Source organism: Nocardia speluncae NBRC 108251, from assembly GCF_001613245.1.
In the GTDB taxonomy this organism is placed as follows: domain Bacteria; phylum Actinomycetota; class Actinomycetes; order Mycobacteriales; family Mycobacteriaceae; genus Nocardia; species Nocardia speluncae.
In genome coordinates, this window is the sequence record NZ_BDBZ01000002.1 from 501,349 (window position 1) to 520,428 (window position 19,080).

Sequence of the window (19,080 nt, forward strand, 5' to 3'; positions counted from 1 at the left end):
ACCGACGTCATTGCGCCGCCGTAACGCCCGAGGCCGTGTTCTTCGGCGACATCGCTATCGGCCACCGAAACGAGGGATCACGGCGAGAAGGACATCGGACAAGCCGTCCAGGACTTTCATCGGCGGCCGAAGGCGAGTGCGACGTTGTGGCCGCCGAACCCGAACGAATTGTTGATCGCGTAGTCGATTCGGCCCCGGCGGGGTGCGTCGGTGACGATATCGAGGTCGATGGCGGGGTCCTGGTGCTCCAGATTCAGGGTCGGTGGAATGATCTCGTCGCGGATGCTGAGGACCGTGAGCGCCGATTCCAGGGCGCCGGCCGCCCCGATCGAATGGCCCAGTGCCGATTTCGGCGCATAGACGGCGGGATGAGTGCCGATGGCCTGATTGATCGCGGACGCTTCGGCGGTATCGCCGATCGGGGTCGCGGTGGCATGCGCGTTCACATGGGTGATGTCGCGCTGGGTCAGACCCGCGGTCTGTACGGCACGGGTAATCGCCCGCGCCGCGCCGGTGCCCAGGGGGTCCGGCGCTACGAGATGGAAACCGTCGGAGGTGATTCCGGCACCGAGCAACCGGGCGAGGACGGTGGCGCCGCGGGCTCGGGCGTGTTCCTCGGTTTCGAGGATCAGCAGGGCGCCGGCTTCGCCGAAAACGAAACCGTCGCGGGCGGCGTCGAAGGGACGTGATGCCCCTTTCGGGTCGTCGTTGCGGGTACTCATCGCCCGCATCATCGTGAACGCCGCGATCGGCACGGGATCGATATAACCTTCGACCCCGCCGGCGACCACCATATCGGCGTCGCCCATCGCGATCATCTGCCAAGCCCGCGCGATCGCCTCGGAACCGGACGAGCACGCCGATACCGGGGTCACCACACCGGCGCGGGCCTGGAGTTCGAGGCCGACCACGGCTGCCGGACCGTTGGGCATCATCATCTGGACCGCCAGTGGCGAAACCTTCCGGTATCCGCCACTTTCGAGAGTGTCACGAGATTCCACGACCGCATCACCACCACCCTGACCGGTGCCGATCGCCACCGCGAGCCGCTCCCGGTCGACCTCCGGGCTGCCCGCGTTCCGCCAGATTTCCCGCCCGAGGACCGTGGCCAGGCGTTCCACATACGCCAGGCGCCGCAGCTCCACCCGGGTCAGATGTGTTTCCGGCCGGACCTTCAACGGCCCGCCGATCCGCACCGGGAGATCGTGTTCCTGGACCCAGGTCTCATCCAGGCGCCCGATGCCGGACGCACCGGCCAATAGTCCGGCCCAGGTCGCGTCGATATCCCCCGCGAGGGATGTCGAGGCCGCCAGCGCGGTCACGACGATATCGGGAAATCTTCCGTCTGCCGCGAACGGATTACGAACCTGCACCACGCGCCTCCCTGCTCAGCCCTGTAATGGACTCTTGGCCATCTGGTTGTCGCCCCTCGACTACGTGAGCATTCCATCGAAACCACCGGAGCGGACGAGAAATCTCCAGAAGCACCGAAGGTTCCCGGGCCCCTGGGCCGACTTCGCGGTGCCACTATGCGAGGCGATTTGCTTCCGGGCTGCCGAGTTCGATGCCGGCGTCCATCGCGTCGGCGAGGGCGGTGACGCTGTCGGCGTGGGTGGTGTCGGGCATGCCTAACGTCTCAAACCCCCGTGGCGCACCCGGACAGCACTACATATAGGTACGGCCCATGGACCGCTGCCACCACTACGGCGAAGGCGAGCAGTTGGATGCCCAGCGTCGAAGCCGGGAGCACTGCCGAGCGGGCTCGGGTGGGCGATACCAGGTGGCCGATTCGGTCGGGTCCGGCCGCGTGGAGCAGCAGGCCGGGAAGAGGTTTACCGGGAGCTGCGGCGAGGTGGTTTTCCGGCGCACCGAGTTTGAGCAGCGCGCTCGCCAATGCCGGTGTGCCCGCGTGGCTGCGGGCCGCGTTGTCCGCCGCGATCTCGAGATAGTGCGGGATCGCATCGGCGATCGCCGATACCAACGGCACCCAGCGCAATGGCCAGGTCAGCCCACCGAGCAGCGTCAGGATCATGTGGTGGTGCTGGCGCAGATGAGCGTGTTCGTGCGCGAGGACCGCCGCGAGTTCGTCGGACTCCAGCGAGGTGCAGAGTCCGTCGGATACGACGATCCCGCCGTAGCGTCGCGGCAGGGAGAAGGCGATCGGTCGTGGATCGTCGATCACCAGGACTCGATGCCCACCGACACGCGCAGTGCGCGCTCGGTCCGCAAGCGCCTGCGCGGCCGAGCGGGTGGCCCGCTGGCGGCGCAGCCACCGTGCTGTTCCCAGTCCCAGCAGGGCGAACAACACGAATGCCGGTAGCAGCAGGAGCATTACGACGGGAATCGCCGTGTCCACCGTGGTCGGGGCGAACGGGCTGGCGGCATCCAGGCACTGCCGGCAGGCTGCGGCGAACGGCGCGGGAAGCACACTCGGGCCGGTGACCATCCACGCCGCCATCAGGCTCAGCGACGCTACCGCGAGGACCCACAGCAGCAGACTGCCGGTGAGGACGAGAACGGCTGTCCGGGGTACGCGCGTCAGTGCCGGTGCGGCGGCACGGACGAGCGCCGGCCCGCCCACCGAGGACGCGGCCAGAACCACCGCCAGAACAGCCGGGACGACCAGGGCGCTCATCCGCTGCGCCCGCTCTTGTCGAGGTAGTCCCGTAGCAGCTGCAGGTCACGCCGGTCGATCTCGTCGATGAAGTGCAGGATCGAGGCCATCGGGTCGTTGCTGGTGGAGAGCGCCTGTTTCATGAGCTGGGCGGCGTGTTTCTCGCGGGTGTGGCGCGGCGCATAGCGCACGGACCGGCCCTCCCGTTCGGGGGTGACGAGCTCCTTGCGTTCCAGGTTGGCCAGCACGGTGGCGATCGTGGTGTAGGCGAGGTCACCGCCGAGCCGGATGATCACCTGCCGGATCGTGGCAGCTCCGTGGTCCCACAGCACGTCCATCACCTGTTGTTCGAGCGCCCCCAGACGCACCGGCTCGGACTGCTGATCTCGTTTTTTCCCGGACACCGTGACCTCTCTACCGTACTGCGGGCGCCGGGCATGCGACCTGGCCCTGGAGTCGCCCGACGACAACGACCGCGGAAATCACGAGCGCGGTCACGGCCAGGACCGGCTGGGCGGGTGCGAACCAGGTGAGCGCCCCGGAGTAGCCGAGAGCGAGCAGCGCAATCTTGTTGCAGACCGGGCAACCGACCGCGAACCAGGCCAGCACCGTGGCGAATCCGCCGAGCCGGGCATTGCGCCGGTCCGAACCGTCGCCGGCTTCCGCCGGTTCGCCGGACCGGGAAGTCTCTGCGGTTCCCGGGCGAACGTAGGTGGCGAACAAGATCCCGGTGAGAACGGACGTGACGATCCACACCGGGTAGTTCCACGGCTCCGGCGGTATCTCCCGCCCGAAGACCGGGTTCGGAATCAGGACGGTGACGAGGCCGACCAGCACACCGACGACCACGGCCGCCGCAGCGGCGCAGCCCAGCTGCCGGGGACCCCACGCATACAACGCCTGCGCCGCGAGACCCAGCGACGTTTTCCGGCGGCTCACCCACTGTTCGATCCGACTCACAGTTTTACTATGCCGGATAGTCGACTATCTTGCATAGTCGACTATCCGAGATAGTCGATACGCCACCGCCCGGCACCCACCGGGCCACGGCACGCGCCACACTCGCCGCCCGGATACCTCGCACCCCGCCCGCGTACTCCTCTCACGCGGCAGCACCACCCGACCAGTAAGGAGCCAGACGATTTCCACACAGGACACCACCACCCGCTCACTCCCGTGGAAAGCCATTGCGATCGGCGCGATAGTCGTCGCGCTCCTGGCTGTCGGCGCCGCGATCAGCGCGAGCACCGGGGGCGATCCGTCTCGTGCCGCGCCGTCGACAGCCGAGGAGAGCAACGGCCTGCCCGACCTGGCGCGCCGCGACGACAACGACCCGTTCGCCATCGGCGCTGTCGACGCCCCGGTCGTCGTCATCGAATACGCCGATTTCACCTGCCCGTACTGCGGCGCTTTCGCGGCCGAAACCCTCCCGGCACTGCTCGACGAATACGTGGAGCCCGGCCATGTCCGTATCGAATGGCGCGATACCCCCATCCTTACCGACCACTCCGTCGAGACGGCGATCGCCGGACGAGCAGCGGCGGAACAAGACCTGTTCTGGGAGTTCTCGCGAGAGATGTTCGCACACACGTATTCCGGTTCCAAGGACTACCGACGCGAGACCCTGATCGGCATCGCCGACAAGGTGAAGGGTCTCGATACCGCGGCGTTCACCGCCGCATTGGACGATCCCGGACTGGCAGCAGCCGTGGACCGGGAGGCCGATGAATCCCGGAATCTCGGGGTCTCGGGCACGCCCACCTTCATCGTGGGCGACCAGATACTCCAAGGCGCACAGCCGGTCGACGCTTTCCGGCAGGTCATCGACGCACAGCTCGAGGGCATCGGCTGATGGATATCGGCTACCTCGGCGCCTTCCTCGGCGGCATACTCAGCCTTCTGTCCCCGTGCTCGGTCATGCTGCTACCCGCCTTCTTCGCCTACGCGTTCTCCGACCCCGCCACACTCGTCGCCCGCACCGGCGTGTTCTACCTCGGACTGATCACCACCCTCGTACCGCTGGGTGTCTTCGCCGGCACCGCCGGAGCGTTCCTCAACCAGAATCGCGGCCTGCTACTCACCCTCGTCGCCTGCGTGGTGATCGTCTTCGGTGCCGTCCAACTGGCGGGGATCCCGATTCCGGGTTTGTCCCGCACTTCCCGGCCCGGCGGCGACACCGGCCGCGCCTGGACTGTCTACGTCCTCGGCACGGCCTACGGCGTCGCAGGCGTCTGCACCGGCCCGATCCTCGGATCCGTCCTGATGATCGCCGCGGTCGGGGCGAACCCCACCTATGGAGCCATCCTGCTCGCGGTCTACGCGGCGGGAATGGCTCTGCCGCTGCTGGCTCTCGCGCTTGCCTGGAAGCGATGGTCGGCCGGGCTCCGCGCCGCGCTGACTCCACGCGAACTCACTATCGGCCGTTGGACGAACAGCTGGCATGCGATTATCTCCGGCCTGCTGTCCACCGCCCTGGGTGTCCTCCTGCTGTTCTTGGCCCGCGACCCGGAAGCCGGCGGCATCCTGGCCATCGCGGACCAATACCGGATCGAGACAGGTGTGGCCGAACTCGGCGGGCAGGTATCGAACATCGTCGTGCTGCTCGTGTGCCTCGGGACCGGAGCAGCGGTGTGGTGGCTCCGGCGTCGCAGAACCCGCAGACAGAATCTCCCCACTTGACAGTAACTCCCATATAGGTGGAGACTTCCGTTAAATGGTTCCGCACTGCGGACCGGTCAACAGGAGGTTCGGGTGTCCTTGCGGGAGAGACAGCGGCAGCAGGTTCGCGCCGAGATCCAGAGCGCGGCCTTCGCGTTGTTCGCGCGCTCCGGGTTCGACGCGGTGACCACCGACCAGATCGCCGCGGCGGCGGGGGTGTCATCCAGCACGTACTTCCGGCATGTACGCAGCAAAGAGGACCTCCTACTCGACCCCGTACGGGAAGGTGGCGCGGGGATCGCGGGCCTGTTCGAGGGGCGGCCGGATGACGAACCCGCCGATATCGCACTGGCGCAGTCCATCCTCACCCGCTCCGCCGCCCTCGGGACGGTCGAAGTCGAACAGTGGCGGGCAGCGTTCGCCACCGCACCACACCTGCTCGACCGCGTCGCCCTGATCCCGGCCGACCATCGAAAGCGGCTGGTGGAGTTGGCGGCCCGGCGAATGGGCACCGATCCGGTGACCGACAGCAGCCCCGGCCTGCTGGTGCACCTCATGCTCGCGGCCGCCGAATTCGGATACCTGCAGTGGCTGCGCAGCACCCGGAATCAATCGGCGTCCCTCCCGGTCTGCGTCGAGGCAGCCGTCGCCGCGGTCCTCGACGACCGGTGGCGAAACCGCCGCTGACGCCCCATCGACCACGATCAGAAGCAGAAAAGGCTCCCATGAAGCAGGACATCGTGATTCCGGATTCGATCGACGTCGTGATCGTCGGGTCGGGGGCGGCGGGCATGACCGCGGCAATCACCGCGGCCCGGCACGGCCTATCCGCGGTGGTGGTGGAGAAAGCGAGCCGGTGGGGTGGTTCGACCGCCCGCTCCGGCGGCGGCGTCTGGATCCCCGGCAATCCGGTACTGCGCCGCGAAGCGCCCGCCGACGATATCGGCGCCGCCCGCGCCTACCTCACCACCATCATCGGCGCCGGGGTCGCACCGGAGATGATCGACACCTATATCGACCGCGGTCCCGAGGCATTCGAGTTCCTCACCCGGAATGCACCGCTGACGATGCGCTGGGTGCCCGGATACAGCGACTACTACCCCGAAGTACCCGGTGGCCGAGCACACGGCCGGACGGTCGAACCGGAGCCCTTCGACGCGCGGACGCTCGGACGCGAACTCGCCACCATGGAACCCGACTACTCGAAGGCACCACGCAACTTCGTGCTGACCCAGGCCGATTTCCGGCAGATCCACCTCGGGTTGCGCAATCCCCGGGCACCGTTGCGCGCGGTCCGGATCGGGGCGCGCTGGGTCGCGGGCCGACTACGCGGCCGACACCTGCTCGCCCGCGGTCAGGCCTTGAGCGCCATGCTGCGCCTCGGCATGCGCGACGCCGATGTTCCACTGCTGCTGGATACCGAACTGGTGGAACTCCGGACGACCGGCGAACGGGTCACCGGGGTCGTCATCCGCAGCGAGGGCGTCGACCACGCAGTCACCGCGCGGCACGCAGTGATCCTGGCCTGCGGCGGATTCGAGCACAACGACATAATGCGCAAGCAATATCAGCGCGAACCGATCGGCACCGAGTGGACCGTCGGCGCAACAGCGAACACCGGCGACGGAATCCGCGCGGGCCAGGCCATCGGCGCGGCCACCGCATTCATGGACGACGCCTGGTGGGGACCCTCGATCCCACTCCCCCGCATGCCCTGGTTCTGCCTGGCCGAGCGAAACCTGCCCGGCAGTCTCATCGTGAACGACCGTGGTGTGCGGTTCATGAACGAATCACTGCCCTATGTCGAGGCCACTCATCGCATGTACGGCGGGGAATACGGGCAGGGCGACGGCCCCGGCGAAAACATCCCGGCCTGGCTGATCTTCGATCAGCGCTACCGCAACCGCTACCTCTTCGCCGGACTGCCACCCCGGCAACCGTTGCCGCGGCACTGGTTCGATACCGGGGTACTTTCCCGCGCGGACACCATCGGCGAACTCGCGAGCAAGATCGCGGTGCCGCCGGACCACCTCGCCGCCACGGTCGCCCGGTTCAATACCTTCGCCCACACCGGGACGGACGAAGATTTCGGCCGCGGCACCAGCGACTACGACCGCTACTACGGAGACCCCCGCCAACGCCCGAACCCCAACCTGGGTGCGCTGGACACCGGCCCTTTCTACGCCGCGCGACTCGTCCCCGGAGACCTCGGTACCAAAGGTGGATTGGTCACCGATATCCATGCCCGTGTGCAACGGGACGACGGAACCGTCATCCCGGGGCTCTACGCCGCCGGCAACACCAGCGCACCCGTTATGGGCCACACTTATGCCGGCCCCGGAGCCACCATCGGCCCGGCCATCGTCTTCGGGTATCTGGCCGCCCTCCACGCCGCCGGCTAGTACTGTCGACGCGCGCCCACGGGTTCGGGATCACGGCTTCGGCTGTTCTGCCGCGCCCGGAGCTCGATTTGCGCTCTGGCGCGTTCACCCTTGCTGGATGCGATCCAGATACCCCTTCCGCTGTGTCGCATCGTATCCGCCGTACTCGGCGCCGCCGACGAAACGCTTCAGCCACCACAGAATCGGCGCCGGGATCAGTTCCTCGACCACACCTATCGGCGCGAGCCAGCGGGGCACGGTCACTTCACCTCGGCCGTGACACACGCTATCGGCGATCGCGGTCGCGACCTGCTGCGGCGTCAGCGTCGGCTGCAGCCGCAACCGCACACCGGAGGTGAGGTCGGTGTGGGTTGCGGCGGGCAACACGGCCGTCACGGTGACGCCCGAGCCCGCCAGTTCGGCGCGCAGGGCGCGGGAAAACGCCACGACACCGAACTTGGATGCGCAGTAGGTGGCGATACCGGGTGTGGTGATCTTGCCCGCCATGGACGCGACGTTGACGATATGCCCGTGCCGCCGCAGGCGCATTCCAGGGAGTACCAGGTGCACGCCGGTGAGCACCGCGCCGAGATTCACGGCGAGTTCACGCTGCATCGCGGCGAGCTCTTGATCGGCAAAACCGCCCATGAACTGGACGCCGGCATTGTTGACCAGGATGTCGATCGGACCGTCGGTTTCCGCAGCGGCCACGAAGGCACGGAAACTGTCCTCGTCGGTGACGTCGAGAGCGTACGCGGTGGCGCCGATTTCGGCGGCGGTCTGCTCAGCGACCGGTAGGTCCCGGTCGCCGATCCATACCCGGGCACCGCGGGCGATGAATTCCTCGGCGGTGGCCCGTCCGATCCCGCGGGCCCCGCCGGTGATGCACACCCGAGCACCTCGTACCTCGATCACAGCGGACTGCCGATCGGCTCACGCAATGCGAAGTAGGCGATAAGCCTGATCGCTCCGTCATGCATCCTGAGCAGCGCCCGGCCGAGATAAACGCCGGGGATCACCTCCACGATTTCGTCACGGGTCCGGCCGATGGGGAAGGTCCGGATAGTCGGGTTGCGGTATTCGGGCACCGCATAGTCCAGAGCCCGCACGGTCTTGGCGGGCTCGAGCCAGCTCGGGGCGAGTGCGTGCGCGAAGTCGAAGCCTTCCATTTCCGCACCGGCACGGCGCAGGCCGAGGTAGCCCGCTGTGATGATCGGCATCACCACGCCGGCGATCGGCGAGAGCCTGTTCCAGCCGACCCCACCGGCCAGATCGAACGTCTTGCCCCGCCAGGTCGGGTCGATTCGCATCAGCGGATTCGCCAGCCGGGCTTCGGGGATTCCGAAGAGCTTGCCGACGATCAGGCCCTCCATCTTCCCGTCCGGCCTTTCGGGCGCGATACGCCCTCGCCGACGCGGTGATCGAATCCATCGCCACCGAGGTGGCCGAGGCGGCCGTCGCCGGATACATCCCACTCCTCGACCAGCCCGTGGAGGAACAGGCCCGAGGAGCGATCACCGCCGTCGTCGACCTCCTCGGTAACGACCCACGCAAGGCCCTCGTCCTCCTGGGCGGCGCCCCCACCACCCCGGTGGCGCACGAAAAACGCACCGCGGTCATCACCGGACTCACCGCCGCCTTGATCGCCCACGCCCGCACGACCCACGACGTATCCCTCGAACGGGATTCCCTGGCAGCCACCGCACCCGCCTTCGTCATCGGCGGCACCGCCCAAGCGATCCTGTCCTGGGCCGCCGGAGATCTCCCGGTCACCCGCGACCGCCTCGTCGACGACATCACCGCACTCTGGATGACCCTGGAGCACGGCGCCACCGAGCTGGCCCGATCACGCTTGTCCGACTCCGCCGCCGATACACACTGACCGGCCGGCCGGTCACGGGACCCCCACAGTTACCAGGGACGCCGTTCAGGCCGGTCGGGGGGCGTACATGATGACGGCGACTCCGATGAGGCAAAGGGCGGCTCCGGCGATATCCCAGCGGTCGGGGCGGAAACCGTCGAGGGCCATACCCCACAGCAGTGATCCGGCGACGAATACGCCACCGTAGGCGGCGAGGATGCGCCCGAAGTGGGCGTCGGGCTGCAGGGTGGCAACAAAACCGTAGAGGCCGAGCGCGATGACACCGGCCCCGATCCAGACCCATCCGCGGTGTTCACGCACGCCCTGCCAGACCAGCCACGCCCCACCGATTTCCGCGACGGCCGCCAGGATGAACAACAGGATGGAGCGCAGCACGGTCATGAACGCAGCCTAGACATCGTGGGTGCCGAACAGCACCGTCGGCCGGGCCGGTGCACGCTGACGGAACGACGGCACCTTCGAGCCTCTACAGCCGCCGCGACCATCACCTACAACGACCTATCGGAGAAGTAACTCACCGGCGAGTCATCGACTCGGAGGCCTTCATCGCACGCGTGGCCGGCAGAGAATTGAAGTCTCCTGAACCGCAGCAGCCCGGACGAGTGATCCTCCCGGCCTCCCCGAGCCGAACGGAAGCCTCCGGTCCGCTGTGCCCGATCAGTGCGCGGCCACGGGCCGGAGCAGTACCGCGAGCAGTTTCGCGCGGTCCTCGGGCGAACCGGTCCACTTCTCGTCGTCCTCGACGATATCGGCCAGGGCGCGGAATACCACGTCGATCAGCCCCGGGAACCGGGCCTGCAGGTCCGCGTAGCGCAGGCGCATCACCCTGGTGCGTCCGGTAACCGTCGTCCGGGTGATGCCCGCTTCACGCAGGACCCGGTAGTGATGCGAGAGCGTGGACTTGTGCAATTCGATGTTCTGGCTGAGCTCGCCGCAATTCTCGCCCTCGTCGGTGGCCAGGCAGGCCACCAGTTGTAGCCGGATCGGGTCGGACAAGGCGTGCATGACCGCCGCCAGCTCGAGGTCGGCGGTATCGGGGTGTGACAACTCGGCGGGCACGAACGCGCCTCCTTCCAGCACTTGACAGTTTGATAATCATACAACAATTATTGTTGGACATCGTTCAAACAATCAGGAGGCAGCATGTCCGGCGAAGCAGGCACACCCGTCGCAGTCCTGGGGCTGGGGCTCATGGGATCGGCGATCGCCAAGACCTTTCTGGCCGCGGGATATCCGACGGTCGTGTGGAATCGCACCGAAGCGAAGGCCGACGCACTGGTCGCACTCGGCGCCACCCGCGCGCCGACGGCAGCCGCGGCGATCACGGCCGCTCCTCTGACTGTCGTCTCGCTGCTCGACGACGATGCGGTGGGCGCGGCATTACGCGATGTGGGTCCACGGCTGCACGGCCAGGTGCTGGTGAACCTCACCTCCTCGACTCCCGAGCAGTCGAGAAGGCGTGCCGAGTGGGCCGGCCGGCACGGCGCCGAGTACGTGGACGGCGCCGTCATGGCGATACCGCAGGGCATCGGCACGCCGGACGCGCTGCTGCTGTACTCGGGGTCCGAAAGTGGTTATCGCACCGCGGAACCGGCATTGAGCACCCTCGCCGAACAAGGCACCTACCTGGGCGCGGATCCCGGGCGCGCCGCCGCGTTCGACGCCTCGCTGGTGTCGGTGTTCTGGCTCTCGTTCTTCGGTGTGGCGCTGGGCATCTCACTGGCCGAGGCGGAAGGGATCACCGGCAGCGAACTCGTCCCGTTCGCACCCGCCGTGGTGTCGCTGCTGCCCGATATGATGGCGCAAACCGCCGCCCAGGTCGAAGCCGGGCACTATCCCGGCCACGACACCTCTATCTCGTCGGCCTATACCGCCTTCAGCACACTCCGCGATGTGATCGCCCGCCACGGGATCGACACCGGCGTGCTCGACGCAACGGGCGAGGTCTTCCGGCGGGCGCTGGCGGCCGGCCACGGGGCCGACGGGCTTGCCCGCCTGGTCCCGGTACTGACCGGGGACCGCTGAGGGGTCACACCGGGCGACGGTCGCGGCCCACAGCCGGCGCGCAGTTCGGCGGCCGCCGCGACCACGGAGCGCGAGGCGTATGGGCCACCCGGTGCGCTCAGCCCGCACCGCCGAGGGTCAGCACGACCAGCGGCATGGGCCGGTCGACCTTGGACTGGTAATCCGCCAGCAGGGGGTTGTCGGCCAGTGCCCAGGCCGCAAACTCGTCGTAGTCCGCGCCTTCGAGCACCGTGCCGGTCGCCTGGTAGGTCTTGTCCCGGAGCTCGACAGTGACCTGGGGATTCGCCTTGATGTTGTACCACCAGGCCGGGTACTTGTCTTCGATGAACGAGCTCACGAACATGACGCTGCCCCGGTACAGGGGCCCCAGCGGAGTCGTGTGCCGTTTGCCGCTCTTGGCTCCCGTGGTGGTGAGCAGGATGAGGTCCCCGCCCGCATAGGCACCGCCCACCTTGCCCGAGTTCTCCCGGAACTCCTCGATCACATCGTCGTTCCAGTTGGCGATGCCGCCCTCCTGGTCCCACGCCTGGTTCCACGGCGCGTCCGGATCGTTGTAGTCGGTGATGTCGACCTGACCCGGCCGATCCGCAGTCGCTTCGGTTTCGCTCATGATTCGAGTGTGTCGCGGAATTAGGCCAGTTTCCGTCCTGAATCAAACAGAACCGTGCCCTCATTGCACCCGCCGGGTATGTCCGAAGGTGTTGCAGTCCGTTCCGGCCGGTCGCAGAGTCCGATCCGGCGGTCACACACTCGGGCACCGTTCAGTCGGGTGGCGGGTCCGCAATCCCGGCTCGGTCAGGGCGCGTGCGGTGGCACCGCACACTCAGGATGCAGTTCGCGAGGAGCCAGAAGGTGCCGCGATGCCGGACATCGATCGTCGACCGCCGCGGCATTCGGGGTGGCGAAACTCCCGGGCCGCCGTTGCCTCTGGGGACGGATTGAATCCGCAGGTTACACGGACGCCGGGTCCGGGGTGACGATGGTGCCGTAGTCGAGTCCACCGTGACTGTAGGTGGGCACGACGGGCCATTGGCGTTTCCACGGCGCGCATTCCGAGGACGGGATGATCTGCAGCCAGCGCGGGTCGCGCGGTGCGTGCGAAGCCAGGGTCTTCTCCTTGACCATCGAGTCGTACTGGTCGAGCGAGTCTTCCAGGGTATTGCCGTTGAGTACGACTTCGCGGCCGTAGAACGCCGCTTGCTGTTTGACGCCGGGAATGGTGGACAGTTCGGGCTGCCAACTATCCGGGGCCATCCCGTTTTCCGAGGAGACCCAGACGCCGTCGGGGGTGTTGAGGACCAGCGAGTGGTTGCCGTCGGTGTGCCCCGGCGTCCACAGCAGGCTCACTCCGACACCGAGTTCGATATCGCCGTCGAAGGTGAGCAGCCGGTCGCGGGGAACACCGTTCATACCGCCGTCGACGTACCAGGCCCATTGCATCGGGTGCATGGATTCGAAGGTGCCGAGTTCCTTCCGGTGCACGAGCAGTTCGGCGTTCGGGAACAGCGGTGGCCGCGGCACGGTTTCGCCCTCGATCACCTCGGTACTGCCCATGATCATGCGGACGTCCTGGACGTGGAGGTGGTCGAAGCTGAGATAGTCGACGTCGTCGTTGCGCAAACCGAGCCGCGGTAGCACCGTATCGGGGTCGTTGTAGTACTTGACGAAGAGTTTCTCGGCGCCGAAGCGCTGGGAGACGCGCTGCAACTTGCGGTAGAACGGCGCCTCCGCCGAACCGGCCGCCACTGTGGGCTCCCAGACCAGGGTTTTCGGGGCGCCGTCGAATCCTTCGAACTGGATCACGAACATCCGGTTGATGATCGAGATCATCGGGTTCAGATTGAGTGAATAGCCCTGGAAGGCGAATCGTGCGGGATACGGCGCCGCGGCGATATCGAAACTCTTCACGGCCCGCACCTGCCCTTGTGTGAGGAAGCGGGTGCGGTATCGGGTGGCAGCCTCACGGATTGCGGCGAGGCGTTCGCCGCGGGGCCAGATATCGTGCACGCCCTCGAATTCGGGAATCGGGCGCACCCGATCGATCCCGTGGTTGCCGGTTCCGGTGGTCATTGTTCGTCTCCTGGGGTGTCGGTGGGAGTGAGTACGTCACGCTCGTATTTCGCACGCGAGGAACGGTCCGTGCCCAGCGCCGCGACTTGATTCGGGACCATCCGCCGCAATACCGCCGCCCGCAGCACGTCGGGCAGAATCCCGACGGCGCGGACCAGCGGTCCCACATACCGCGGGATGGTCACCTCGAATTTGGGGCGGGCGATGACACCGGCCACCGCCCGGGCGACATCGTGTGGAGTGAGCATCGTGACCGGCCCCGCCGAGGTGCCGGCGGCCAGCTCGGTATCGACCACGGTCGGCATCACCACCGACAGTTCGACGCCGCTGCCGCGGAGCTCGGTGCGGACCGCGCTCAGGTAGCCGTACACACCGTGTTTGGTCGCCGCATAGGTCGCCTCTCCCGCCGGGGCGAGTTTGGAAGCCGCGGAAGCGACGGTGACGATATGCCCCCGGCCACGGGCGCGCATCCGGGGCGCGGCCAAACGGACGCCGCGGATGACACCGTGCAGATTGACCTCGAGCTGCCGCTGGGTCGCCCGCTCGGGTTCCTCGTCGAACCTGCCGGCCCACATCACGCCCGCGTTGTTGACCAGCACGTCGATCCGTTGCCAGCGCTGTTCGACCGCGTCGAGGAATTGGAGGAAGGACGCTTCGTTCCCGACATCCAGTGCGAACCCTGCCGCTGCACCGGGCAGTCGGGCGGCAACGGTCGCGGCATGCTCCCCGTCCAGATCACCGATCGCTACGTGTGCGCCCGCCGCGGCGAGCTCGGCGGCGATGGCCAGTCCGATCCCCCGGGCAGCGCCGGTCACCGCGACCACTCGGCCTCTCAGCTCATTCGTCGAGCGCACGAGCAGCTCCTTCCGGTTATTTGACATGTATTCGTGTCAGATGGAGTGTGCAGTACGACACGGCGGGGACGCAAGGAAATCTCTCGCCGAGCCGGAATATCCGGGTTAGCGCTTCAACCCCTCCAGCGCAGCGAGGAACAGCGTTGTACAGACCTCGACGAGCATTTCGGGCGATTGCCGCGTACCTGTCATCATCCAGTCCACGAGCAGATTGTTGACCGCACCCGAGAGGGCGATCGCGGTCAGCCGCGACCGTTCGGCGGCCGGGTCGATCCCCTGATCCGCCGACCATACGGAGGCGATCAGGTCGGCGAAGGCACGGAGGACTCCGTGGCGTAATTCCTCGATCTCGGGCGATACGCCCACGACCTCGATGAGCACGATCCGAGCGCGGCGCGGGTCCGTGGTGAGGTAACCGACGAATGCCGCCAGTCCGTCGTGGGCGGCTGTGCCGATATCGCCGTCCGCCGCGTCGATAGCGGCCTGCGTGGAGATACGGAGTTCGGCGACGAGTTCGCCGTACACACCGGCCAAGGCGGCATGGCGGTCGCGGAAGGATTCGTAGAAATATCGTTCGGTCAGGCCGGCCGCACCGCAGATCTGTTTGACCGAGGTCGCGGCAAACCCGCTCGTGCCGAACAGTTCCAGTGCCGCGCCGAGAATCGCGGACCGCCGGGCCCGCGTGCGCTCGGTGGCGTCCATACCGGAATAGCGGCGGCCGGTACCCCGGTCTCGTGCGGCGGTCATCGTCGCTCCTTCCGATGCGCGGTGTTGTCGTGCCATACTGGCGCCAACATCTGACAAATGTACATGTCAGATTCGGCCGTCGACCCGAGGGACACGTCGTGAACAGTGAAACCGCACCCGCCGCTCCCCCACCCCAAATATCGGAGCCCGCGGTGAACCTGCACGACGAAGCCGGTCCGGGCACGCGGTTGACGTATGTGCTGGCACGCCTGATCGCCAAACAGGGCTATCGGATCTGGCCGCTGAACGATCCCGGTATCCGGGCGCTCGCACGGCTCGACGCCGCGGTCGGCCGGCTGCCGCGACTGCCCGGTGTCATCTGCTCGGTCACCGAACTCGGCGCGGTGCCCGTGGAGGAGTTCCGGCCCGCATTACCCGCACAGGACGGGTTGACCGGCGCGAGCGTGCTGTACCTGCACGGCGGCGGCTTCACCTTCTGCGGCGCCGGCACACACCGTCGAGTGGCGAGCAGAATGGCGCAAACCCTGGCCGTCCCGGTGTACTCCGTGCTCTACCGGCAGCTGCCCGACGGTGGGGTGGGATCCGCGGTTCACGACGCCTACACCGCCTATCGAGCCTTGCTCGATCGCTGCCCGGACCCCGGCAAGCTCGTCCTCGCGGGTGATTCGTCGGGCGGTTTCCTCGCCGCCAAGATCTGCGAACTGGCCGCGGCCGACGGAGTGCCCGCGCCCGCCGCCTTGATCGGATACTCCCCACACGTGGACCTCGACGCCGATCGGCGCGACCACGACATCATCGGCCACGACGCCCTCATGCCGGTCTCCGCTTACCGGCGCGCTAAACGGAAGTGGGCCCGCGGCCCGGTGGCCCCCCGCGGTGCACGCTCGATGCTGGAAGTCGACCCCGCGGCGTTTCCCCCGGCCTTCCTCACCGCGGCTCGAGGGGAGATGTTCGAAGCCGACATCCTGGATTTCACCCGGCTCCTCGCCGACGCCGGACGTATCGTCGAAACACATATCTGGCGTGGCCAGATACACGCCTTCCCCGTTCTCGACGCGCTTTTGCCCGAAAGCCGCGAAGCGATGCGGTTGACCGGCTTATTCCTGCGCGACACCGTATTCGGGGCCGAGAGCACTTCGCGACGAAACCCTCGCCGATGATCGGCCGCGATTCACCTATCCGCGGCAGACCGTTCCTCGACCGCACGCACCAGTGCCGACGCGAGCAGCGCAACAGCCCGTTCGTCATCGTGAGCCAGTTGCCGCAGGAGATCCAGCGCGAGAGTTCCCGGCATCTCGGCGAGCGCCTGGGTCAGTCGCGTCCGCACCGCGGGATCGCCCGGGTGCGCAGCGAATTCGGCGGTCAGCGCGGCCATGATCCGGTCGGCCCATATCGCGTCCTCGGCCAAACCGCCCAGGAATTCGGCCGCCTCGACATCGTTCGGGCCCTCGACAACTGTGCGGATGAGCTCCGGCACAGCCATCGTTACCCCGCGCGCGCCCAGAGCGAGAGCCGCGTACCGGCGAACCGCCGGATCCTGATCCGTGAGCGCCCCGGCCAGCGCCCCGGTGGCCTCGGGTAATTCGGCGAGCGCGCGGATCGCACGGCGGCGGAGTTCGGCATCACCGGAACGCAGGCCCGACGCGAGTCCGTCCACCGCATTCCCCTCGGACCGGGCGAGGGCCCAGCGCAACGAACCGGCGACGTTCGGATCGGATTCGGCCAGAACGGCAGCAGCCAGCAGTTCGGCGGGCGGCAGCACATCCTCGGCCGGGGCCAGGATCGCCTGCTGGCGCCGCGCGGCATACGGCGAACCGAGTCCGTGCAAGAGCTCGACGATATGCAGGACCTCCCGCCAGCCGGTGGGACCGGCGGCATCGACGCTGCGCAGCCGGTCGAGGAGTTCCTGTTCCCGGTTCAGTCGTTCCCCGGTTTTCCGGATGAGGTCGCCGACCAGCGCGGACGGGGTGAAGCCGGGATCGTCTAGGGCCCGCCCGATCTCTCGCAGCGACAACCCCAGCGACCGCAGGCCCTCCACGTGGAAGATCCGCCGGATGTCCTCGGGCGAGTACTCGCGGTAGCCACCCACGGTGCGGCCGGTCGGCCGCACGAGCCCGAGGGAGTCGTAGTGACGGAGCATCCGGGTGCTCACCCCCGAGCGTCGTGCGACCTCACCGATCAGCATGCGGCCTCCTCGCCGTCCGGTCCGAGCGCCACCACCCGCCGGGCCGCGTCGACGGCGAGATCGAAGCCGGCGTCCGGGTCGCGCAGGAGGCGCTGGGTGGCGTTCGCATGTGCCCGCACCGCCGGGTTCCGGCCGATTGCCGCTGCGTCGAGTACAGGCTCGGCCACCTCACCGAGCGCGACGAACGCCCGGCTGAGACTGAGCTGCACTTCTCGGTCCCCCCGGCCCAATTGTGTGGCCAGTTCCGCGGCCAGCGCACCCTGTTCCGCGTCCGGCACCAGCACGACGGCGGCCCGCCAGGCAGTGCGCGCGACCTCGTCGTCGGAGTCACGCAGCAATGACCGCGTGATCGCGGGCCACGCGGCGCGGTCACCGATCTTCGATAGCGTATGCAGCGCTTGACTGCGCGCCTGCGCGTGACCCGAATCCAGTTCCGCGCGGACTTTCGGCAGCGTAACCTCCGCCGGAAGCCGGGTCAGGGCCCAGGTGAGCATGTCACGCACGAAGAAGTCCGGTTCGACCGCGCACCGCTGCACCAGCGCGTCGACGAGTTCCGGCGCGGGATGTGTGCCCGCGGCCAGCGCAGCCTGCAGCCGCGTCGACGAATCCGGGGCGGCCAATGCGCGGAGCAATCGCGTGTTTCCCGAGTCCCTGTGTGTCGTATTGATGGGTACCACCTCCGACAGCCAGTCAAGACCTTGTCACAGTGAGAAGGTCAAGTACAGAACCATCGGGCCACCACAGGGCACACCGACCACTCCGCAGGGCCGTCACTTCCGGATTCGGTCGTGCTTGTCGGCGAATTCCAGGAAGCGAGGGATAATCACCTCCTGATTCGCCCACAGCAGGTCGTGCCCGATATTCGGGTAGGTCTGCACCTCGACCGACGGAATGTATTTCCGGGCGCGGGTCGCCCCGATTTCGGGGTCGTTGACCACCGTTTCGGCGCCGAACAGCACCAGCACCGGGACGGTGATGGCCGCCAGCTCCTCGTCGGTGAGCAATCGGTCCCAGGGCATCCCGGTCTTGAACTTCAAGCTCGCCATCACCATCGCGAACTCCTCGTCGGTGTGCTCCACACGGGGTGTCAACCAGGCGTTGAGCTTGCGCATACGCTCGGGAGTGGGACGCATACCGGCGATCAGAAACTTGAACAACAAACTCCACTTCGGCTTGGCGAAGGTGGCGCCGCCGGGCTCGAACATGGTGAGGCTCGACAAGCGGTCGGAATAGTGGACGCCGACCATGGCGGCCAGCCACGCGCCGAGAGAATTCCCGGCCAGGTGGATTCGATCCTCGCCGAGTCCGTCGAGAGTCTCGGCTACCCACTTCGCCACGTCGGCACCGTCTCGCACGGGTGCGGTCTGTACACACCGTCCGGGCCAGCCGATGACATCCGGTGTGTACACCACGCGGTCCCGGGCGAGGTCCTCGATGAACCGGTGCCAGACCAAACCGTTGCCCATGATGCCGGGAAGCAGAAATACCGGTTCACCCTCGCCGGTTCCGGATTTGCGCACACGCGTGGTCCCGAACGACGTTTCGACGTCGAGGACCGTCGAGGGCACCGGCCAGCGCTGTGCCCATGCGTCGTAGACGCGCAGTGATTCGGCCTTCGCGTTGTCGTTGCTGAATCACCCGACCTTCGGCATGAATATCCCCTCTCAAACTACGAACCACTATTGCTGTTCGTAGCATACATA

The 19,080-nt window shown here is 67.3% G+C and carries 22 protein-coding genes and 1 pseudogene; 7 read left to right on the plus strand and 16 right to left on the minus strand.

The genetic code is table 11. The features are described from left to right. Positions 1 to 116: 116 nt before the first annotated feature. From NS6_RS05080 to NS6_RS35630, 5 genes are all read right to left on the minus strand, one after another. Entirely contained in the window at positions 117 to 1,373 is a 1,257-nt protein-coding gene (locus NS6_RS05080) for a KasA/KasB family beta-ketoacyl-ACP synthase (protein ID WP_068038009.1), read from the minus strand. 263 nt (positions 1,374 to 1,636) lie between these two features. Beyond that, positions 1,637 to 2,635 (minus strand): M56 family metallopeptidase, encoded by a 999-nt coding sequence (locus NS6_RS05085; protein ID WP_068036982.1) that lies wholly within the window; start codon positions 2,633 to 2,635, stop codon positions 1,637 to 1,639. After that, positions 2,632 to 3,018 (minus strand): BlaI/MecI/CopY family transcriptional regulator, encoded by a 387-nt coding sequence (locus tag NS6_RS05090; RefSeq protein WP_084470623.1) that lies wholly within the window; start codon positions 3,016 to 3,018, stop codon positions 2,632 to 2,634. The genes NS6_RS05085 and NS6_RS05090 overlap by 4 nt, the downstream gene beginning before the upstream one ends. A gap of 10 nt (positions 3,019 to 3,028) precedes the next feature. Next, positions 3,029 to 3,574, minus strand: coding sequence for a hypothetical protein (locus NS6_RS05095; protein WP_068036985.1), 546 nt, complete (start codon positions 3,572 to 3,574; stop codon positions 3,029 to 3,031). Positions 3,575 to 3,782: 208 nt separating this feature from the next. Further along, positions 3,783 to 4,079, minus strand: coding sequence for a hypothetical protein (locus tag NS6_RS35630; protein WP_245669129.1), 297 nt, complete (start codon positions 4,077 to 4,079; stop codon positions 3,783 to 3,785). Between NS6_RS35630 and NS6_RS35635 the strand changes: the two genes are divergently transcribed. From NS6_RS35635 to kstD, 4 genes are all read left to right on the plus strand, one after another. Beyond that, positions 3,987 to 4,466, plus strand: a complete 480-nt coding sequence (locus NS6_RS35635) for a DsbA family protein (RefSeq protein WP_245669157.1) — start codon at positions 3,987 to 3,989, stop codon at positions 4,464 to 4,466. The genes NS6_RS35630 and NS6_RS35635 overlap by 93 nt on opposite strands. After that, positions 4,466 to 5,293 (plus strand): cytochrome c biogenesis CcdA family protein, encoded by an 828-nt coding sequence (locus NS6_RS05105; RefSeq protein ID WP_068036990.1) that lies wholly within the window; start codon positions 4,466 to 4,468, stop codon positions 5,291 to 5,293. Before NS6_RS35635 ends, NS6_RS05105 begins: the two co-directional genes overlap by 1 nt. A 72-nt stretch (positions 5,294 to 5,365) precedes the next feature. Then, on the plus strand, positions 5,366 to 5,959 hold the full coding sequence (locus NS6_RS05110; protein WP_068036994.1) for a TetR/AcrR family transcriptional regulator: 594 nt from the start codon (positions 5,366 to 5,368) through the stop codon (positions 5,957 to 5,959). Positions 5,960 to 5,997: 38 nt separating this feature from the next. Next, on the plus strand, positions 5,998 to 7,674 hold the full coding sequence (kstD, locus tag NS6_RS05115) for a 3-oxosteroid 1-dehydrogenase (protein ID WP_068036999.1): 1,677 nt from the start codon (positions 5,998 to 6,000) through the stop codon (positions 7,672 to 7,674). An 84-nt stretch (positions 7,675 to 7,758) separates the two neighbouring features. Here kstD and NS6_RS05120 read toward each other — a convergent pair whose 3' ends face one another. Continuing rightward, the gene (locus NS6_RS05120) at positions 7,759 to 8,568 is read right to left on the minus strand and encodes an SDR family oxidoreductase (RefSeq protein WP_068037002.1); all 810 of its coding nucleotides are present in this window, start codon (positions 8,566 to 8,568) and stop codon (positions 7,759 to 7,761) included. After that, positions 8,565 to 9,050 (minus strand): annotated as a pseudogene (locus NS6_RS05125) (hypothetical protein); the annotation flags it as partial. The pseudogene NS6_RS05125 and the gene NS6_RS05120, both read right to left, overlap by 4 nt. A 20-nt stretch (positions 9,051 to 9,070) precedes the next feature. Here NS6_RS05125 and NS6_RS05130 point away from each other — a divergent pair. Continuing rightward, a complete protein-coding gene (locus NS6_RS05130; RefSeq protein ID WP_245669165.1) occupies positions 9,071 to 9,535 on the plus strand; it encodes a hypothetical protein in 465 nt (154 codons plus the stop codon). 45 nt (positions 9,536 to 9,580) lie between these two features. Here NS6_RS05130 and NS6_RS05135 read toward each other — a convergent pair whose 3' ends face one another. Then, positions 9,581 to 9,916, minus strand: coding sequence for a YnfA family protein (locus NS6_RS05135; RefSeq protein WP_068037005.1), 336 nt, complete (start codon positions 9,914 to 9,916; stop codon positions 9,581 to 9,583). 276 nt (positions 9,917 to 10,192) lie between these two features. Next, positions 10,193 to 10,594: an ArsR/SmtB family transcription factor gene (locus NS6_RS05140; protein ID WP_245669130.1), complete on the minus strand. Its 402-nt coding sequence runs from the start codon at positions 10,592 to 10,594 to the stop codon at positions 10,193 to 10,195. Between the two features lie 84 nt (positions 10,595 to 10,678). Here NS6_RS05140 and NS6_RS05145 point away from each other — a divergent pair, with 84 nt between their 5' ends. After that, positions 10,679 to 11,560, plus strand: a complete 882-nt coding sequence (locus NS6_RS05145; RefSeq protein WP_068037013.1) for an NAD(P)-dependent oxidoreductase — start codon at positions 10,679 to 10,681, stop codon at positions 11,558 to 11,560. Between the two features lie 97 nt (positions 11,561 to 11,657). On the opposite strand, the gene NS6_RS05150 is transcribed toward NS6_RS05145, so the two are convergent. From NS6_RS05150 to NS6_RS05165, 4 genes are all read right to left on the minus strand, one after another. After that, positions 11,658 to 12,170 (minus strand): nitroreductase/quinone reductase family protein, encoded by a 513-nt coding sequence (locus NS6_RS05150; protein ID WP_068037017.1) that lies wholly within the window; start codon positions 12,168 to 12,170, stop codon positions 11,658 to 11,660. Between the two features lie 341 nt (positions 12,171 to 12,511). Then, positions 12,512 to 13,630: an MBL fold metallo-hydrolase gene (locus tag NS6_RS05155; RefSeq protein WP_068037019.1), complete on the minus strand. Its 1,119-nt coding sequence runs from the start codon at positions 13,628 to 13,630 to the stop codon at positions 12,512 to 12,514. Beyond that, the gene (locus NS6_RS05160) at positions 13,627 to 14,511 is read right to left on the minus strand and encodes an SDR family oxidoreductase (protein WP_068037022.1); all 885 of its coding nucleotides are present in this window, start codon (positions 14,509 to 14,511) and stop codon (positions 13,627 to 13,629) included. The genes NS6_RS05155 and NS6_RS05160 overlap by 4 nt, the downstream gene beginning before the upstream one ends. Before the next feature lie 78 nt (positions 14,512 to 14,589). Then, positions 14,590 to 15,231 (minus strand): TetR/AcrR family transcriptional regulator, encoded by a 642-nt coding sequence (locus NS6_RS05165; RefSeq protein WP_157112621.1) that lies wholly within the window; start codon positions 15,229 to 15,231, stop codon positions 14,590 to 14,592. Positions 15,232 to 15,329: 98 nt separating this feature from the next. Between NS6_RS05165 and NS6_RS05170 the strand changes: the two genes are divergently transcribed. Beyond that, positions 15,330 to 16,352 (plus strand): alpha/beta hydrolase, encoded by a 1,023-nt coding sequence (locus NS6_RS05170; protein ID WP_168443396.1) that lies wholly within the window; start codon positions 15,330 to 15,332, stop codon positions 16,350 to 16,352. An 11-nt stretch (positions 16,353 to 16,363) separates the two neighbouring features. Here NS6_RS05170 and NS6_RS05175 read toward each other — a convergent pair whose 3' ends face one another. The 3 genes from NS6_RS05175 to NS6_RS05185 form a co-directional block, all read right to left on the minus strand. Further along, complete coding sequence (locus NS6_RS05175; protein ID WP_068037028.1) at positions 16,364 to 17,377, minus strand: MerR family transcriptional regulator; 1,014 nt, start codon at positions 17,375 to 17,377, stop codon at positions 16,364 to 16,366. Next, positions 17,371 to 18,054: a HEAT repeat domain-containing protein gene (locus NS6_RS05180; RefSeq protein WP_218024247.1), complete on the minus strand. Its 684-nt coding sequence runs from the start codon at positions 18,052 to 18,054 to the stop codon at positions 17,371 to 17,373. Before NS6_RS05180 ends, NS6_RS05175 begins: the two co-directional genes overlap by 7 nt. Positions 18,055 to 18,147: 93 nt before the next feature. Then, positions 18,148 to 18,945 carry an alpha/beta fold hydrolase gene (locus NS6_RS05185; protein WP_084470625.1) on the minus strand — a complete coding sequence of 266 codons (798 nt, stop codon included), beginning with the start codon at positions 18,943 to 18,945 and terminating at the stop codon, positions 18,148 to 18,150. Positions 18,946 to 19,080 lie beyond the last annotated feature (135 nt).